Here is a 19,886-nt window from a genome sequence, read left to right on the forward strand (position 1 = left end):
CGTATTGAGCTGCGCTGAAGACGGTTATTTGGGTGAGTAATGCTTACCCTGATGAGCTAACTGATGATCTCAAATTAGCAAATTATCTTCAAAGTGTAGAAATTGACGTGATTAACTTTCACAATATTCGTATCTTTAACTGGTAGTAAAACATAAAATTTCACCACATACCTATCCTTCCGACCTATAGTAGTTCGCTCAATGGGGTAAATATGTACACGACTGGCTACCCTTAAAAAGGCTAGCTCTAATTCCCTCTTTTTCAATAAGGATTAGGAAGCATAAAGCCTTTACAATTCACAAGGGAATTGATTAAATAATTATTAAAAATATATGCTTTCCTTAATTAATACCTGAAACTATTTAATAATAAATCAAACTATTAAACAAACTTAGCACTCAAGGCTTGATAGTGCTAAGTTTTTATTGAATTTTAACACCTATAATTTAGCACTCAAGGCTAGCTAGTGCTAATTTTTTATTGAACTTTAATACCTGTGACATAAATCAAAAGTATACTTTTTGTAGATGCTTAAGTTAGGTTATAAGGATTATAATAGAGAAAAAGTAAAGCTTCCTGCAAGTAATTTATAACCCGGAGTACTAGCATGAAATACACTTTTGATATTGTAGGAGTATCTCCACTTTTGCAGTTTTTTAATCACCAACAGCAAAATGAGCAAAAACCACCCCACCAAGGTGTGGAATACTTGGGGATGTACACGTGTACACTAGATACCTTTCTAGAATCGGTAGAATCCGTTCCAGCGAAGTGGGGTTGGAATTTAGATCAAGTGGTAGATACCGTGATTCAGTTTTGGTTGAACAACTCAGACAGTATTAGTTATTGGAAAGTACGCTTAAGTAATGCTGGTAAAGATAATTTACTAGTTACAAGATTAGCGGATATAACCGCCTTACAAGCTGAATTTGAATCTCTACTAGATAAGAATTGGTGAATAGATAAATAGAGATAGGACTCATATTTGATTTTTGAAAAACTCAGTACAACTCAAAAATCCTTCTTGCCTCTTGACTCTCAACGCAAGCAAGTATAGTTGCGCTAACAAAAATCAAAGCGGATTCCTATAGCAGTAGGGATTGCTGCGCCTCCAAGCAAAATCAATGCTTTTCTCTGTTATTTTCGTTTTCAAGTATTTTGAGAATTTTGAGATATAGATTTTCTACTCTTTTGGTCTGAACTTCACCAAATGACGCATAGTGGCTTAAGCTAGGAGCGCCATTTACTTCAAGGATTGTATAATCTACTATTGGTGAGGTTATATCATTAGCAAGAATGTCCACACCTGCTAATCTTAGTTGCATATCTTTGGTAATACTTACTGCGAGTTTTTGAAAATCAGGATGAATGCTTTCTGTAAAGTCTACTGCCTCACCTCCAGTCGATAAATTTGCATTATCTAAAAGATATACAATATTATTTTTAGGGATCACACTACTAAAATTTAGCTTCCGTCTTCGCAAGTTTTTTTTAATTCTGTAATCTTCAAAATCTATAATTTCTTTTCTACCGTTTTTGATAAAATTTTCTTGCTTCTGTTGCATAAGCTCTAAAACATTAGACTGACCATCCCCGGTTATAAATAGGGGAATTCTTTGATATGCCGAAACTACTTCATCATCAAGTACTACAATTCTATAATCATTGCCACTGTAAAATCGTTCTACAATAAAGCCTGAGACTTTTTGCAAGATTTTCTTGGCTATTTGATAATATTCTTGCTTATTGTGAATCTTGGTAACAAATATTCCTTGACTGAGATTAATTGGCTTGACAATTACAGGGAATCCCAACTCCTTGGCATAATAGAATCCTTGATCTATATTTCTGACATTAGCTATTTCTTCGCATAATTCTGCACTAAAAAATGTTTTTCCTTCGGTAACTTTGTAGCCAAAATTATTCAAAAAAAAGCTGGAAACACTTTTATCTTTTGCTATTGCTGTTGAACCCGAAGAATTAATACTAAATCTGGTATTCCTAAAAAAAGTTTTATTCCCATTTTTAAAGGTAATCAGTCCCACAAAGGTGCATTCTGGATCTACTAAAACTACTGCCCCTATTTCTTCTGCTACTTTTTGAATGATTGATGTTACAAATGGTGTTTCCATTATGATAACTATAATTTTATCAAGGGAACTTAATATTTATTCTCAAATGAGCTTTTGATAGTCTCTTTTAAGACATTAGCGTTAAGTTTACCACTGATACTGGTTTTCTTTCTGCGTATGCAAATAAATCATGAAAACCCAATATTTGGCAAACCTTCTGCTTGAAGATTTTTTGGTGCTGAAAACAGTTGCAAATTAAGGCTTTGAGATTCATAGCTACCTGAAAATTACAACTTAGTTAGTCTCAAATTTAGCGCTAAGTGTTGACAACTTATTAATAATCGAATAACAAGGTGGCAGCAGCATAAAAAAAAGCGTTAGTGCATTCCTACCTAGAAACTAATTAACGTCCTTCATTAAACTTCATACGGATAACATCATTATGCCAGAAAATACGGTTAACCAAGCTTCTAAATCAGACAATCAGCCTATTGCTTATAAAGAACGCCTCAATTCTTGGGCGATCGCTCGTCAGCTTCCTAATACGCAACGGGAAATTGTTGCTCGCTTCCGCAGCCGTTCTGATGCCGATGGCTATATGCGACACCTACCCCAGGAAATACCAAATGCTTCATATATGGTTGTTTTTGATTGCCAACGCGAAGCATCTGTGATTTAAAGTACAAATTTCGGCAATAGACCTATTTTGAAAATAGGGAACAGAGAAAGAAATTTTCGTTCTAGATTGTGTTTGCGTAGGGGGTGCTTTGTCCTTACTCTGTTCATTAGTATCTGTTTACATTCTTGTGGTGAAAAGCGAAGGGTTAAGAGGAAAATCCAATCCCTTTAACCCTTGCTCTTAATCTCTTTTTGCCCTACTTTGATTATTCTCGCCTACTTACTTAATTAGAAACAGAAGTTATTATTTTTTTTACGATTATATTATATACAAATATATTACTAGGAATTACGTACTTTACAAAAGAGCCATGTTGTGAATTAACGTTAATACGTCGTTTCAGATTTATATTAATCATTGATGGTAAATAGACCTGCGTTGTAGGAACAATTCATGAATTGCCCTTACGACGGATGTGGTTTTTCAAATCATCTATACTTGGTCTTTCCTACTAAGGTGATTTCCGACAAAGAAAATACCTGTGTTGGCGAGTTTCGACTTCGCTCAACTCTCGATCTATCAGTTGGTTGAGCGAATTCGAAACCAACGGCATCGATATATTTATTTTTGTAAATCACCTAATGCGTAAGTCCTAATTACTTAAAAAAATCCGTAATTGCCCCCTTGCTATTGATATTTTAAATTACTTAAAAGTGAAGGTTAGTGTAATAAGCCCTGAAAGAAAGTGCTTGAGGGTTCATAAGTGGTCAAACAGCGCCGATATCACTGGTTAAAAGCTGTGATATTTTTCCAAAAACGAAAATTACTAGCTTTATTGCTGGGGATTTTCTTTTCAATCTCTGTATTTTTACTCTGCCAGATAGTTTCAATTCCGACTCCAAGGTTATTAACACAAGTAGTATTGATTACAGGGTTATTGGTTGTCACGCTGATATTACCAATCTGTTTTGTCCTGGCGATAAAAGCAATAAATCAGGATTTAACTCACAAGATTTTTGAACAGAAACAAATAGAACTTGCCCTTCGTTGCAGTGAGAAGCGTCTGCATCAGTTACTGGAAACTGTGAAAGTCATCCCTTGGGAATTAGACTTGAAAACTGGTCGATTTACCTACGTTGGGCCGCAAGCAGTAGACTTGCTAAATTATGCGATCGCCGAATGGTACGAAAAAAATTTTTGGTACAATCATCTACATCCAGATGATCGGGAAAAATCCGTTCGTTTTCGTCAAGAAGCAACTGCTAGGTACGAGAATCACGAATTGGAATACCGGATGCTAGCAGCCGATGGGCGAGTTGTTTGGCTGCGAGACGTTGTTAGGGTAGTTGAAGAAGCAGAAACTCCTACTACACTCAAAGGGTTTATGTTTGATATTAGTGATTTAAAGCAGATTGAAGAAACCTTGAGGCTGAAGGAGAAGGCACTTGCTGCTACCAATGATGGAATCATCATTGCCGATGCTAGACTTCCCTATAATCCAGTAATTTACGTCAACTCCGCCTTTGAACAAATAACAGGCTACAGCGCTACTGATGTGATTGGGCAAAACTGTAAATTTTTGGAAGGCGCAGACATACAGCAATCAGCACTCAATGAACTGCGCTCATGTATTCAAGCTGGAACAAGTTGTAAAGTTATTCTCCGTAACTATAACTATAGCAAAGATGGTATCTTATTCTGGAATGAATTGAGCATTTCTCCTATTCATGACGAAAATGGTAAGTTAAGCCACTTTATTGGAATTCAGACAGATATTAGCCACCGCAAGCAAGCCGAAGCCAGCCTGCATCGGCAAGCTCTCACTTTTGAAAACATGAATGATGGCGTAATTATCACAAATTTAACCGGAAATATTATTGACTGGAATCCTGCTGCCCAAAGTATGTTTGGCTATACTAAAGCTGAGATTTTGGCTAAACATATCAGTATTTTGCATCAACCGGAAGTAGCCGCAACATTAAGCACCAAAATTCTCGAAACAGTCAACCAGCAAGGACGCTGGTCAGGGGAAATACACTTTCTTGGTAAAGATGGCAGTGAGAGGATTTGCGAAACAACTGTAGTCTCTTTACAGGATGAACAGGGAGAAACTGTTGCTACTGTTGGCATAAATAAAGATATTACCGAAAACAAACGAGCTAAAGAAGCATTGCAACGCCAATTGCATCGCACCCTACTACTTGAACAAATTACTCAAGAAATTCGTCAAAGTCTTGATACTAGAAAAATCTTTGAGACAGCTGCTACCCAAATTGGACAAGCGTTTAAAGTCGATCGCTGTCTGATTCATTCTTATGTTTGCGACCCTATTCCGAAAATTCCTTTAGTAGTACAGTATAATACACTTTCCAGTCCTTGCTCAGTGTTGGGATTGGAAGTCCCCATTACTAATAATCCTCATGCAGAGAAAATGATGGCACAAGAAAGTGCGATCGCCTCTCCTGATGTGTATGCTGATCCTTTACTTAAGGCGGCTGAACCTATCTGCCGAAAAATTAAGCTGAAATCTATGCTGTCAATCCGCACCTCATACCAAGGAGAACCCAATGGTGCGATCGGATTACATCAATGCAGCTATTTTCGCCAGTGGACACCAGACGAAATCGAATTACTAGAAGCAGTGGCGGCTCAACTGGGTATTGCTCTAGCACAGGCTCACTTACTAGAACAAGAAACCCGCCGACGGGAAGAACTTACCTTGAAAAACTTTGCCTTGGAGCAGGCAAAACGTCAGGCTGAAGCCGCAAATCGGGCAAAAAGTGAGTTTTTAGCAATGATGAGCCATGAAATTCGGACTCCAATGAATGCTGTTATTGGCATGACCGATCTCCTGCTGGATACTGACCTCACCCCTCAACAGCAAGACTTTGTAGAAACAGTTCGCAGTAGCGGAGATGCTTTGCTCACCATTATCAACGACATTCTAGATTTCTCCAAAATTGAGTCAGGAAAGCTGGAATTAGAAGAACAGCCTTTTGATTTGAGAGCTTGTGTGGAACAGGCTATTTCTTTATTAGCCCCGAAAGCTGCCCAAAAAGATATCGAATTAGTTTACCTAATCCAACCGCAAGTTCCGACTCAGATCGTTGGCGATATGACACGTCTGCGGCAAGTCTTAATGAATCTCCTCAACAACGCCATTAAGTTTACCGAACATGGAGAAGTGGTACTCTCTGTTGAACTGGGGATTGGCGATCGGCTGCGGACTGTGGAGAGCAGGGGAGCAAAGGAGCAGGGGGAAAATTCCTCTTTTCTAAACCCTTCCCCCTCTTCCGAGTCCCCAATCCAAATTCAATTTGCCATCAAAGATACAGGTATTGGCATCACACCAGAGAAGATAGAGCGGTTATTTCATCCCTTCACTCAGGCTGATGTCTCCATGACTCGAAGATATGGCGGCACAGGGCTAGGACTAGTCATTAGCAAGCGGCTTACTAAGATGATGGGGGGCACTCTTTGGGTGGAAAGCCAAGGGATTGTTGGTGGCAATCCTAGCCCTAGATGGAAAAGTAGAGAATTATTATCATCTCCTTATTCTTCCCAAGGTTCAACATTTTACTTCACCATTACTGCCCAAGTGTCTGCTGTACCAGAAGCTGAATTTAGTAATTCGCCGATGCAGCTTCAGGGAAAGCGCCTGCTGATTGTGGATGACAATCTGACTAACTGTCAAATTATCAGCTTGCAAGCAGAGTCTTGGAAGATGGAAACTTATATTGCCAAATCTGCGAAAGAAGCGTTAGCTCAACTTGCTCAGGGAACACAGTTTGATATTGCCATTTTAGATATGGAAATGCCAGCAATGGATGGCATAACCCTAGCTCGTCAAATCCGCAGGCAATCTGGTTGTCAAAATCTACCTTTAGTGATTCTCACTTCTTTAGGTAGAGGAGAAACATTCTCTGACTTTGGTGATGTTGATGCTGTCTCTTTGAGCAAACCCATCAAACAGTCTCAACTCTACGATGTTATGACCCGTGTTTTAGGAAATCAGCCCAGCCTAGCGAGTATTTCTGATTTTCCCTTGGTTGATCGGCATTTGGCTCATCCAGTGCCACTACGCATTCTTTTGGCAGAAGATACGGTTGTCAATCAGAAAGTTGCCTTACTGATGCTAGAGAAAATAGGTTATTCAGCTGATGTCGTAACTAATGGAGTAGAAGTACTCAAGGCTTTGCAAAAACAGCCTTATGACCTAGTGTTGATGGATGTCCACATGCCCGAAATGGATGGGTTAGAAACAGCTCAGAGAATCTGTCAAGAATGGGAAGTTGGTTTTCGTCCATATATCATTGCGATAACTGCCAATGCGATGCGAGGCGATCGCGAAATTTGTCTTGCTGCTGGTATAGATGACTACATTAGCAAACCGATTCAGCTTCAAAAATTAGCTCAGGCACTCAGCAAATGTCCACGCCAAAGAAGTCTTGAAGTCACTTCCATAATCAAACAAGATCGAGCGATGTACTTAGAATTACAACCTTTGCAAAATATTCTCCAAGAAGGGCAAAACCAGACATTAAAAAGTGCCAAAATTGATGCCAAAATTCTCCAATCCTTACGGGATATCGTCAAAGGCGATCATGTTGTATTTACTGAACTAATTAAGTGTTATCTTACAGAGACACCGAGACTGGTACAAGATATTAGCACTGCGATCGCAACTCGGGATGCCCAGACTATATGGAAAGCAGCCCATCAACTGAAGTCTAGCAGTGCCTCTATTGGAGCGATCGCTTTAGCACAGCTTTGCAAGGTTTTAGAAGCACAAGGACGGAGCAGTGAATTAGAAAACACCGTAGAATTACTCCCGCAGTTATACCAGGAATATGAACAAGTTAAAACTGCCTTAGAAAAAGAACTTGCGAAGGAAACACCATGACAGCTACTGCTCAAGAAAGCCAATCTTTAGTTCTAATTGTTGATGATGAGCCTTTTATCCGCATGATACTTCGGCATTTCTTAGAGCGGGAAGGCTATAAAATAGCGGAAGCTCAAAATGGCAGAGAGGCTTTAACTGCTTTTAAGGAACTGCAACCTGACATAATACTTCTTGATGCCATCATGCCGGATATGGATGGGTTCGAGTGTTGCACTAACTTAGAACTTCTTGATTCCAGCAAGCACACTCCAGTTTTAATGATTACAGGACTTGAGGATCAAGAGTCAGTTGACCGGGCATTTGCAGTGGGAGCAATGGACTATGTTACCAAACCGATTCACTGGCCAGTTTTGCGACAACGGGTAAAACGCTTGATTCAGCAATCTCAGTTACAACAACAACTGGAAACCGTTAATTTGGAATTGCAGCGATTAGCTACTATTGATGGATTAACTCAAATAGCTAACCGCCGACGCTTTGAAGAGTATTTTAACCAAGAGTGGCAGCGCCTAAAACGAGATCAACGTCCCCTTTCCCTGATTCTTTGCGACGTTGATTTCTTCAAATTATATAACGATACTTATGGGCATCGAGTAGGCGATCGCTGTCTTCAAGAAATTGCTAAGGCTATCAAAAATATTATTAAACGTCCCGGAGATTTAGTTGCCCGTTATGGTGGGGAAGAATTTGCTGTGATTTTACCAAACACAGACACCGAAGGGGCGACTCATGTTGCCAAGAAAATTTGCCAAACTGTCCGAACATTGGCAATACCTCATGAAAATTCCCAAGTTAGTCCTCATGTAACTATTAGTGTCGGGTTTACCACAGAAATTCCTCAATCAGATTCTGAGTTGGAAGCAATGATTGCCGCAGCAGATCGGGCATTATATCAAGCAAAGACAGCAGGACGCGATCGCTTTGTGCAAAATATTCTACTACCCAAAAATAAAAATTTCCGCTAGTGTGCCAAACTGTCAGGCACGGGAGTGTGGGGAGTGTGGGAAGTGTGGGAAGTGTGGGGAGTGTGGGAAGTGTGGGAAGTGTGGGGAGTGTGGGAAGTGTGGGGAGTGTGGGAAGTAGTGCGATCGCAGCTTGATTCATTAGAAAAGCGATCGCGGTTCCGTATGAGCGATCGCTAGATTAATCCCTAACCACAGGGATTGATTATGACAATTATATTTGTTGCAGTACTTTAACGATTGCAGTGCTAGCCCCCCCATCTTGATGCTCTTAAAAGCTAAAGCTTCAAAGTTTGGGTTACTTTTCCAATACCATTATTTGTCTCAAAATAGCCGTACACAATGGACTCTCACTATCTAAAAAACCATTCACAATCGTAAAATGGTTTTCATCAGGCTGTGGTAAATATTCGCCAGGCAATTCTTTTTCTTTCCATGCAGCCAGAAAATCTAGCGATTGTCGTTCAAACTCTGAAGTCTCTTTGCCGCCATAAGTTACAAGTAGAGAACCAGCTTTTTCAGGAAGATGGCGGATAGGACTATTGCGAAGAACTTCACCCCAAGTAAATTGTATTTTGGGTTGTAGCCAAGTGTAGGGAAATGGCATCAAATCAAACAAACCGCTAATAGCACAACCACCTTTAATGATGTCATCTGGTAGTCCATAGTCGTTTTTCCAGTCTGTAGCCATGAGCATCGCAGTTAAGTGACCACCGGCTGAGTGACCAGCTACATGGATGCGATTGGGGTCTGCACCAAAGCTTTCTGCATTATTATAAATCCAGGCGATCGCTGAACGATTTTGGCGGACAATCTCATCAATGGTTACTTTGGGACACAACGCATAGTTGACCACCACCACTGTAACATTGGCAGCTACAAGACCTTGGGCGACAAAGCTAAAATCTTTACTGTCGGACATTATCCAATAGCCACCGTGGATAAATACCAAAATTGGTGCTTGTGGTTGCGTTGCAGGAAAAATATCTAAATGTTCGACTACGGTAGAACCAAAAAAAACATTTAGATGACAGCGTAGTTTTTCACGCACTTTAGCACTGTTTGCGGCATACAAATTCATGTATCCAGGTATATCAAGACCTAGTTCACTAGGATTGTACTGGTAATCTAGCTCGGCTTGAGTTTGAAAATTTTGATACAGCATTGAGTTTTCTGGTTTAGGGCAAGTGATTTTAATCAAAACGAATTCATTCTGTTAGCGGATAGCTAGTAGTCTGCCAACCCAAAAGGCGCTTGTGATGTCTGGGGAAAGGGTAAGGGATCTAAAACGTTTTGCTACCAAGAATAGGACTTTTCAAATATCCTCTTACGTTGCTTTAAATTAGGCAGTAGAATCACTAGCCGATTATATGAACTGTGATGTGAAACTTAACCTATGATATTACTGAAATATTCATCATAAATCTGATTAAAGTAAGTGATAGTACATAAGGCAAAACCTTTTTAACATACATTACATTACTGGATTACATAGGATATTCCTAAAAGATTTAAAACATTTATTCACACAAATCAATACAATACAAAAGGTAAATAATTCAGTAAAACTTCGGTGTAAGTCTTTTGAGAAATTTACTGCTTCATTGATTTACTTCTTGTGGTAATTACGGTGGGAACCTCTACCTGAGCAATGTTTAGCTGGAGCAAGACAAACTAAAGAGGTTAATTCATGTTGCTTAAAGGTTGAACTGGGCACCAGAAAAGTATATGACACAGCGTCTCTGAACCAGAGAAAAGCTTAAAATGCACTTATATAGGCATTTTTAAGCATTTTTTTCAAAATTTCTAATTTTATAAGGACAAATTAAAACTCCTTTGACACAATAGGACAGAAACAGAGAGGTATCTAATATTCTCATCTCTCTGTATATATGATTAGGCGACTAGACTGGTATAAAAAAACAAGCCACTTACCCAAAATACTATGATCCCCAACAACCCTTTGCAGACAATGCAAACAAGTTTCCATACGGCTTTAGGTGCTGTTAGTGAATTTACGGCCCTACTTCAAGAACCCCAAAAACTCACGAATTACTTTACCCGGATGCAACAAAAGCCGGATCAATTGTTCCAAGATTTAGCAATAAAAGGCAAAAATATGGAACAAGATATGAATAGTTTTTTCAAAAATTACTTTTGCGGAGGTGGTGACAAATCATTATATCCCAAATATATAGAACGGGCAGATGGACAGGCTTTTAACCAACCCTATGAAATCAAAGGGACAAAAATGTATGGCTTTGTCGTTGAGGGTTCAATGGCGAAGTTGCAAGAGGTGTGTGATAAATATCTCAACGATCCCAATAACGGAGAGATTGAATATCGGCCAGCGATGAACTATCTCGTCCTGACGTTCAACAAGATAGATTCTTTAAGTTCCATCTATCCTCCCGACTATGACAAAGGAACTGTGCATGAAGAAGAAGCCATCTTTTGGATGTTAACGGTGGTAGGTAAAAGAGTCGGGCCTTTATTTATAGCCGAACGCCTAGCTTGGTTCATGCCTTACGTGTACGTGAATAATTCTCCCATCCTAGTTTCGGGTAGAGAAGTCTACGGCTTCTTTAAAGAACTTGGCCTATTTCAGATCCCTGAATTAAATCAAGAACCGGATTTATTCACTGTAGACACCTTAGTATTTAAAGAATTTTCTCCTACAAGCCAATCTATAGATGCTCGCCTGCTGGAAGTTCAACGCGTCAATACAGCAGAGAAACATCAAGCTATCAAGACATGGGACACCTTTGAAGAAGCAGCAAGAGCGATCGCTAGTTTATTATTTGACAATAACGAAATTCTGATTCCTGGCTTACAGTTACCCTTCCATCTCCTCGAATATCTCCTAGAAAAAATCGTCCCCCTCGTTACCCTCAAACAAATCCGCGACGTAGAAAACAGCAAAAAAGCCTGCTATCAAGCACTGATTGAATCCCCCATGCAGCTACAAACCTTCTATGGCGGAAAACTCTTTGGCGATCAATTTCAACTAAAAATCAATAATTTCGCTAGTCAACCAATTGTCCAAGACTTAGGACTAAACAAAGGTTATCCCGCAGGTAGCGAATCCATAACTATCCCCGTAAAACTTGGTTTTGTGCTGCACTTCGACTTCACCCTCAAAGATGGGAAAACCGTTTGGCAAGCACCACAGAAAAATTAGTATTAGGACAAATGACAGCCCTTGACAGTTCCTCAATGCAAAATCAAGGGTTTACTAACCTGCGAAGGCAGGTTTTGCCTGTGTAGCCAAGCCAGTGCGTTGGGCGGCTTTGCCGACTTGAAGCACCTGGCGTGCGACTTATAGTCGCCCTAACTTTCTCAACTCGTACCTATCACGAAAAACAAATATGTCTGAAACCTTTAAGCCCAAAAAAATCGCTATTTTAGGCGGTGGAATATCATCCTTAACCACTGCTTATGAATTAACCAGTCAACCAGGGTGGGATAGTCTCTATGATATTACTATTTATCAAACAGGTTGGCGTTTGGGTGGTAAATGTGCAACTGGACGCAACATCAAACCCCATACACCCAATTCTGAACCAGACTATCGCATCGAAGAACACGGACTGCACATTTTTTTTGGATTCTATGAAAATGCTTTTCGTCTACTCAAGCAATGCTACGACGAATTAGGCGGTAACGGGCCTTTCAGCACTATAGAAGACGCATTCAAACCTCACAGTCTCATCGTCTTAGAAGAATACATCAATAAAAATTGGAAAACTCTGCCTTTTGATTTTCCTACCAATTCTCTAGTTCCTTGGGAAGGTGGCGGCATTTCTTCCCTCTGGGAACATATCTGCACAACCATTGAATTTGTCATTCAGACTTACGCAGTAATTGATGATTATAGTCAGTCAAAGTCTACCAAAAGTTCTTCAACATCTCTTGCCAAACAAATAGCATTAGGCAAAGAGGTAATGGAATTTTTATCAGATAGTAGTCTCTTACAGTTTCCTAGCCAATTGATTCAGTTATTTCTCCAACAACCCATGTTTTGGGGAGGATGGCTGGACAATATCAACCAATTTATTAGTAATATCCTTCAAAACCTAGATTTTACTTCTGAAAAAGTATTCTTAAATCTTGCCTACAACCTAGCTAAATCACTGCCCAAAAATACCAAAACTCACAGACGCGAACATCATCAGTTAATTCTTAAGCTCATAGACCGCTTTCAAGAACAGTTAATCTGTCAGATAGAATCTAAGATTGGGCAAAACCCTGATATGTTTTGGCGTTTAACACTCATCGATTTAGCATTAGCAAACATCCGGGGTTTGTTTATGGATGAGATAATTCATTTTCGTTCCCTAGATAGTTTAGATGAGTACAACTACAGAGACTGGCTACTAAAACATGGAGCTAGAGAATCAAGCGTTAAATCAGCATTTATTCGCGTCTTATACGATTTAGTGTATGGTTTTCCAGAAGGTAATACCGATAAACCCCAACTAGCAGCTGGAACAGCTATTCGTGTCCTCACCACTATCTTGTTCAAATACAATGGCGCAATCATGTGGAAAATGCAATCAGGGATGGCAGATGTAGTCATCACTCCACTATATGAAGTGCTAAAGCGTCGCGGTGTAAAATTCAAGTTCTTCCATGTTATCAAGCAGTTGCATTTGGATCAAAATCAGCAATCAATTGCCAGTATAACTTTGGCTCGTCAAGTAAATTTAAAAAATCCAAAGCAAGAATATCAACCACTTATCACAGTTAAAGATATTGGTTGTTGGCCTAGTGAACCCCTTTACGATCAGATTGTCGATGAAGAAGCCCAAAAACTCCAAGACCAAGAAATTAACCTTGAGTCATATTGGACACCTTGGCAGAATGTAGACAAAATTACCCTCACCAAAGGCAATGATTTTGATATTGTGTTGCTGGGAATTTCTATAGCCGCCCTACCCTCCATTTGCAGTGAATTGCTCCATGCTAAAAAAAATCCGGCTCACCAAAAATGGAGCGATATGTTAATGCAAGTCAAGACAGTAACTACTCAAGGGGGACAAATATGGCTTAAGCCTACCTTATCACAATTAGGATGGCAACAATCTAGCCCTGTGCTAGGAGCTTACGTTGAACCACTCGATGTCTATGCAGATATGAGCGAGTTAGTACAACGAGAAAATTGGCCTGCCGATTATTATCCTTACAATGCAGCTTATTTCACCGGTGTAATTCCAGATCCAGGGATTCCTCCCCACACAGCTTATGATTTTCCAGCTAAAGCCCAAAAAAAGGTAGAACAAGAAGCAATTAACTTCCTCAACAATCACATCGGACAGCTTTGGCCTGATGCTACTCAGCCAAAAAATCCCCAAGGTTTGAATTGGGATTTACTAATAGATTTTCAAAACCGTCAGGGAGTAGAACGCTTTAAAGCTCAATATTGGCGAGTTAACATTAACCCATCAGAACGCTATGTACTCTCTGTACCTGGAAGTAGCAAGCATCGGCTCAAAACTGATGAATCTGGGTTTGATAATCTTTATCTAGTTGGCGACTGGATTAACAACGGTTACAATTCCGGTTGTGTGGAAGCTACAGTTATGTCTGCAATGCAAGCAACACGAGCTATTCTCAACCAATGCTTCCATATAAAATACACCAAAGAAATTATTGGTGAGTGGGATTCTTGGTTATAAGGGTATATTCAAATTAATCAGGAGCATTGTTACCAGAATTTAGCATGATTGAGGTTGCTAAAACCTAGACTATTTTGTAAGCCGATACATTTTTAAAGTTTGTTGTACAACCGACTTTAAAAATGTATTTATTATTCTCTGAATAATAGGATATTTAGTTGAAACTTTGAAATCTTATTAAAATATTAGTATAACCAATGATTACATTATCGAATTACCAGATTATAGAATTAATTGATGAGGGGATAAAAACTGCTGTTTATCGCGCCAGGAGAAATCAAGATGGTCAAATAGTAGTTATTAAACTTTTAAAAACAGAATATCCGGAGCTAAGAGATATAGCAGCCTTCAAACATGAATATGAGCTAATCAAAAAATTAGATATTTCAGGAGTTATTCAAGCTCATAGTTTAGAAAAATACAACAATGGTTTTGCTATTATTTTAGAAAATTTTGATGGGATTTCTCTCTACAAAACTATCCAGGCAGAAAAAATTGAATTACGAAATTTTCTTAACATAGGCATTCAAATTACTCAAGCTTTAGGTGAATTACACCAAAGTTATATTATCCATAAAGATATTAAACCACAAAATATTATTGTTAATTTAGCAACCTGTCAAGTTAAAATCATTGATTTTTCTATCTCATCATTGCTTTTTCAAGAGAAACCCAAACTCAGTAATCCTGATTTGCTTGAAGGAACTCTAGCCTATATGTCTCCAGAGCAAACGGGAAGAATGAATCGGTCAGTTGATTACCGTACAGACTTTTATTCCTTGGGTGTAACTTTTTATGAAATGCTCACAGGTCAATTACCATTCTCAGCAACCGATCCAATGGAGTTAGTTCATTGTCATATTGCTAGACAACCCATAGCAGCAGAACAATTAAATCCACAAATCCCTCAAGTAATTTCTGCAATTATTATGAAATTACTCAGCAAAACTGCTGAGGGAAGATATCAAAGTGCTTTTGGGATTAAGGCGGATTTAGAAACCTGTCTCGATCAATTAGAGGAAACTAACTCTATAAGCAACTTTGCTATTGGCCAGCAGGATCATTCTAGCCAACTGCAAATTCCCGAAAAGTTGTATGGACGAGAAGCAGAAATAGATATCTTAATGAATGCTTTTGAAAAAGTTAATCAAGGAAATAAAGAATTAATATTGGTTGCAGGTTACTCAGGTATTGGTAAATCAGCATTAGTTAACGAAATTCATAAACCTGTTATCAAAAACAGAGGCTATTTTATTGCTGGTAAGTTTGAGCAATTTCAGCGCAATATTCCTTATGCTTCCTTAATTCAAGCATTTCAAGAGTTAATGCAGCAATTACTGACAGAGAGTGAAGCACAATTAGCCTCTTGGAAAGAAAAACTTTTAGAAGCTTTAGTTCCGAATGCTCAAATTATTATTGATGTCATTCCTGAGCTAGAACTGATTATTGGTAAACAACCAGAAGTTCCACAACTAGGTTCAGCAGAAGCACAGAATCGCTTTAACTTGGTTTTTCAAAAGTTTATCAATGTGTTTGCTCAAAAAGAACATCCATTAGTTGTATTTTTAGATGATTTACAATGGGCAGATTTAGCTTCATTAAAATTAATTCAGTTATTAACTACAGATGCTGAAATTGAATATTTATTGCTCATAGGAGCTTATCGAGATAATGAAGTTGATGCTAGTCATTCTTTAATGTTATTTTTGCAGGAAATTGAAAAAAATAGTAGCTCTGTCCAGATTATTTACTGTCAAAATCTAAAAATTATTCATGTTTGTCAATTAGTTAGCGATACTCTAAAATCTAGTTTAGAGGACTCCAAAGAATTGGCAAAATTAATTTTCAATAAAACTGCTGGCAATCCATTTTTTATCAATCAATTACTCAAGTTTATTCATCAAGAAAATTTACTTTTGTTTGATTTTATTACTGGTCAATGGCAATGGGACATTCAGCACATTCAGATGCTAGGAATTACTGATAATGTTGTTGAATTAATGATAGGTAAAATTCAAAAGCTCAAAGACACTACACAAAATATTTTAAAAATAGCTGCCTGTATTGGCAATCGATTTAATTTAAATATACTTTCTTGTGTTAACGAAAAATCTCATAATGACACAGCTTTGGAGATTTGGGAAGCATTACAAGCTGGTTTAATTCTACCTTTAAGCGATAATTATAAATTACCACATTTATTAGATTATGTTGATATTTTTGTAATTGATTATAAATTTCTTCATGATCGCGTGCAACAAGCGGCTTATGCTTTGATACCCGATGAGCAGAAAAAGGAGATTCATTTAAATATTGGTAGATTGCTATTAAAGAATATAGACGAAAGTTTACTAGAAGAAAGAATCTTCGATATTGTTAACCAATTAAATATCGGTATCGAGCTGATTACCTCTCTAGAAGAAAGATATAAAATAGCTAAGTTAAATCTTATTGCTGGAAGAAAAGCTAAGGATTCTGCTGCTTACGAATCTGCTGTAAAGTTTCTGAGGCAAGGTCTAAGTTTACTTACGGTCGATTGTTGGCAAAACTATTATGAACTAACTCTTAACCTCCATGTAGAAACCGTAGAGGCAGAATATTTAAATACAAATTTTGAGCAAGCAGAAGCATTATTTATCAGTGTTACAAGCAATAGTAAAACTATTCTTGATGCTGTTAAGGCATATGAGAAGAAAATTCAGTTTTATGTTGCTCAAAATCAAATGCGAGAAGCATTAGATTTAGATTTACAGGTGCTAGAGATGCTGGGAGTCTCTTTATCTCAAATTCCACCAGCAGAGTTAAAAGTTGAAGAATTAGTCAATCTACCAGAAATGACTGATGCTCATAAGCTAGCTGCTATGAGGATACTAATGACAGCTATGCCTCCGGCTTATTTAGCTGATCCTGCACTTTTACCATTGATTGCTTTTACGATGGTTGATTTATGTGTGCAGTATGGCAATTCATCTTTTGCAGCTTATGCCTATGGTTTTTATGGGCTAATTTTATGTGGGCCTCTTAAGCAGATTGAATCAGGTTATAAATTTGGTAAATTATCTTTGCAGATTTTAGATAAATTCAACGCTAGAGAAATTAAATCTAAAGTTTATGCACTATTTAATATTTTTGTTAGACATTGGAAAGAACATATTAAATCAACTATAGAGCCTTTACAAGATGGTGTTCAAAGTGGTTTAGATACAGGTGATATTGAGTATGTAGGTTACAATGGATTATTAGTTTGTTGGCATCCTTTTTGGGTTGGAGAAAACTTAGAACTTGTTGAACAAAGACTAGAACAATATATTAATTTAGCACACAAAATCAAACAAGAGCATTTTACCATTTGTTTGCTGATATTAAAACAGATGGTAATCGAATTAGTTCAAGGAACTGATAATAATTCTTACTTAGAAGGTGATAGCTTTAATGAATCTGTAATGCAGAGAATGGCAGGAAATATTACAGCTATCTTTTATAGTTATCTTGCCAAAAGCATTTTGAGTTATTTCTTTAAAGATTATAGCCAATCTGTTAAAAATGCTCAATTAGCACAACAGTATGAAGTTGCCGTTGGTGGGACTGTTTATCTATGTGAATATAAATTTTATTATTCTCTGGCAGTATTAGCCTTCTTTTTAAAGACTACTTCTCAAACAGATACAAAAGCTGATATAGAAATAGTAGAACAAAATCAAAAACAATTAAAACAATGGGCAGATCATGCACCTGTAAATAATCAGCACAAATACGATTTAGTAGAGGCAGAAAAAGCACGATTTTTAGGCCAAGTCTTAGTAGCAATGGAATACTACGATCGCGCGATTCAAGGCGCTCATAATTTTGGATATATTCATGAAGAGGCACTAGCTTATGAATGTGCAGCAGAATTTTATCTCAGTCTAGGAAGAAATGAATTTGCCTCCCTATACATGACAAAGGCACATTATGGTTATCGCCGTTGGGGAGCAAGTGCTAAATTTAAGGATCTGGAATCAAAATACCCAGAATTAATTGCTAAGGTTTCCACTCACTCTCAAGTAGGCTTTACAAGTAATACTATTACTACTTCTACTGCTAATGAAAAGTCAAGCGGGCTAGATTTTATTACAGTTATTAAAGCATCGCAAGCTTTATCAGAAGTAATTTTGTTGGAAAGTTTGCTAGAAAAATTAATGACAATTGTAATTGAGAATGCTGGCGCTCAAACTGGTATTTTGCTTCTAGAGAAAGGAGGAAAATTATTTATTGAGGCTCAAGCAGATGTAGACCAAGATGATTTAACTGTTTGTCAATCAATACCAGTCAAGAATAGTCAGAACTTGCCTATATCTGTAATTAATTATGTCACAAGAACAAAAAAAGATGTGGTTTTATCTGATGCCAGTAGTGAAGGAAGTTTTACGATAGACCCATACATTATTGAGCATCGTATAAAATCTCTGATGTGTACTTGTATTGTGAATCAAGGCAAGCTAATTGGATTACTTTACTTAGAAAATAATTTAACAGTGGGAGCATTTACGTCTGATAGAATACAAGTCTTAAAAATACTATTTTCACAAGCAGCTATTTCCTTAGAAAATGCCCGACTCTACGCCAATTTAGAGGAAAAAGTTGAGGAAAGAACTAGGGAGCTAAATGAAAAGAATGGGCGATTAAATCAAACGCTGCATGAATTAAAATTAGCTCAGGCTCAACTTATTCAAACAGAAAAAATGTCCAGTTTGGGCCAAATGATTGCTGGTATTGCTCATGAAATTAATAACCCTGTAAGCTTTATTCATGGCAATTTAGATCATATTAATAATTATACACAAGATTTACTTAGTTTAATTAATATTTATCAAAATGTCTACCCTAATGTAGCACCAGAGATTGAAGAGTTTTTAGAGAATATTGATGTTGATTTTATTAAAGAAGATATACCTAAAACTTTATCTTCGATGAAAATTGGTACGCAACGCATTCGAGAAATTGTGCTGACATTGCGTAATTTTTCTCGGTTGGATGAGGCTGATATGAAACCTGTTAACATTCATCAGGGAATTGAGAGTACGTTACTAATTTTGCAAAGCCGTCTGCAAGCCAAACCAGGTAAGCCTGCAATTGAGATTATCAAAAATTATAGTGAGTTGCCAAACGTTGAATGTTATGCTGGGCAACTCAATCAGGTATTTATGAATATTCTGAATAATGCGATTGATGCTTTAGAAAGATCAAATCAGGAAACAACAGCAGAGGAAATTAAGAATGATTGTAGTGCGATCGCTATTCGTACCCAACTAGTCAATCCTGATTTAGTCGCTATTTTCATTAGGGATAATGGGGTTGGTATGAGTGATAGTGTCAGACAAAAAATATTTGATCCTTTTTTCACTACTAAACCTGTCGGACAAGGCACTGGTTTAGGATTATCAATCACTTATCAAATTGTAGTAGACAAACATCACGGGACAATAGAGTGCATTTCAGCACCTGGACAGGGTGCAGAGTTTATTATTCAAATTCCCTGTCGGCAAAAGCGGTGATTTAGCATGAGCTTATCTCAGATTTTGCCGACATCACAGCAGAAACTCTAACCGTAATCGGCGAATACCAAGTCATCCATATCAAAAATCTATCTCTATCTGACTGCTTTTCTCCTT

At 37.8% G+C, this 19,886-nt stretch carries 10 protein-coding genes; 8 read left to right on the plus strand and 2 right to left on the minus strand.

Annotated features, from left to right (window positions below):
* Window positions 1-608: 608 nt before the first annotated feature.
* The gene (locus V7K69_RS14125; protein WP_335035300.1) at window positions 609-959 is read left to right on the plus strand and encodes a hypothetical protein; all 351 of its coding nucleotides are present in this window, start codon (window positions 609-611) and stop codon (window positions 957-959) included.
* Between the two features lie 163 nt (window positions 960-1,122).
* Here the strand turns inward: V7K69_RS14125 and V7K69_RS14130 are convergent, their stop codons facing one another.
* Window positions 1,123-2,133 carry a cyanophycin synthetase gene (locus V7K69_RS14130; RefSeq protein WP_335035302.1) on the minus strand — a complete coding sequence of 337 codons (1,011 nt, stop codon included), beginning with the start codon at window positions 2,131-2,133 and terminating at the stop codon, window positions 1,123-1,125.
* 382 nt (window positions 2,134-2,515) lie between these two features.
* On the opposite strand from V7K69_RS14130, the gene V7K69_RS14135 reads away from it, so the two are divergent.
* From V7K69_RS14135 to V7K69_RS14150, 4 genes are all read left to right on the plus strand, one after another.
* Window positions 2,516-2,752, plus strand: coding sequence for a hypothetical protein (locus tag V7K69_RS14135; RefSeq protein ID WP_012408924.1), 237 nt, complete (start codon window positions 2,516-2,518; stop codon window positions 2,750-2,752).
* Window positions 2,753-3,455: 703 nt separating this feature from the next.
* The gene (locus tag V7K69_RS14140) at window positions 3,456-7,595 is read left to right on the plus strand and encodes a PAS domain-containing hybrid sensor histidine kinase/response regulator (RefSeq protein WP_335035304.1); all 4,140 of its coding nucleotides are present in this window, start codon (window positions 3,456-3,458) and stop codon (window positions 7,593-7,595) included.
* On the plus strand, window positions 7,592-8,560 hold the full coding sequence (locus V7K69_RS14145; protein WP_335035306.1) for a PleD family two-component system response regulator: 969 nt from the start codon (window positions 7,592-7,594) through the stop codon (window positions 8,558-8,560). The genes V7K69_RS14140 and V7K69_RS14145 overlap by 4 nt, the downstream gene beginning before the upstream one ends.
* Window positions 8,561-8,593: 33 nt before the next feature.
* Entirely contained in the window at window positions 8,594-8,737 is a 144-nt protein-coding gene (locus tag V7K69_RS14150) for a hypothetical protein (protein WP_335035308.1), read from the plus strand.
* Window positions 8,738-8,855: 118 nt separating this feature from the next.
* On the opposite strand, the gene V7K69_RS14155 is transcribed toward V7K69_RS14150, so the two are convergent.
* Complete coding sequence (locus V7K69_RS14155) at window positions 8,856-9,722, minus strand: alpha/beta hydrolase (RefSeq protein ID WP_335035310.1); 867 nt, start codon at window positions 9,720-9,722, stop codon at window positions 8,856-8,858.
* Between the two features lie 807 nt (window positions 9,723-10,529).
* Here V7K69_RS14155 and V7K69_RS14160 point away from each other — a divergent pair.
* The 3 genes from V7K69_RS14160 (at window position 10,530) to V7K69_RS14170 (ending at window position 19,769) form a co-directional block, all read left to right on the plus strand.
* Window positions 10,530-11,738, plus strand: a complete 1,209-nt coding sequence (locus V7K69_RS14160) for a hypothetical protein (protein WP_335035312.1) — start codon at window positions 10,530-10,532, stop codon at window positions 11,736-11,738.
* A 187-nt stretch (window positions 11,739-11,925) separates the two neighbouring features.
* Entirely contained in the window at window positions 11,926-14,235 is a 2,310-nt protein-coding gene (locus V7K69_RS14165; RefSeq protein ID WP_335035314.1) for an NAD(P)-binding protein, read from the plus strand.
* Window positions 14,236-14,432: 197 nt separating this feature from the next.
* Window positions 14,433-19,769 carry a trifunctional serine/threonine-protein kinase/ATP-binding protein/sensor histidine kinase gene (locus tag V7K69_RS14170; protein WP_335035316.1) on the plus strand — a complete coding sequence of 1,779 codons (5,337 nt, stop codon included), beginning with the start codon at window positions 14,433-14,435 and terminating at the stop codon, window positions 19,767-19,769.
* Window positions 19,770-19,886 lie beyond the last annotated feature (117 nt).

Origin of the sequence: Nostoc sp. (assembly GCF_036917775.1) — a bacterium.
In the GTDB taxonomy this organism is placed as follows: Bacteria; Cyanobacteriota; Cyanobacteriia; order Cyanobacteriales; family Nostocaceae; genus Nostoc.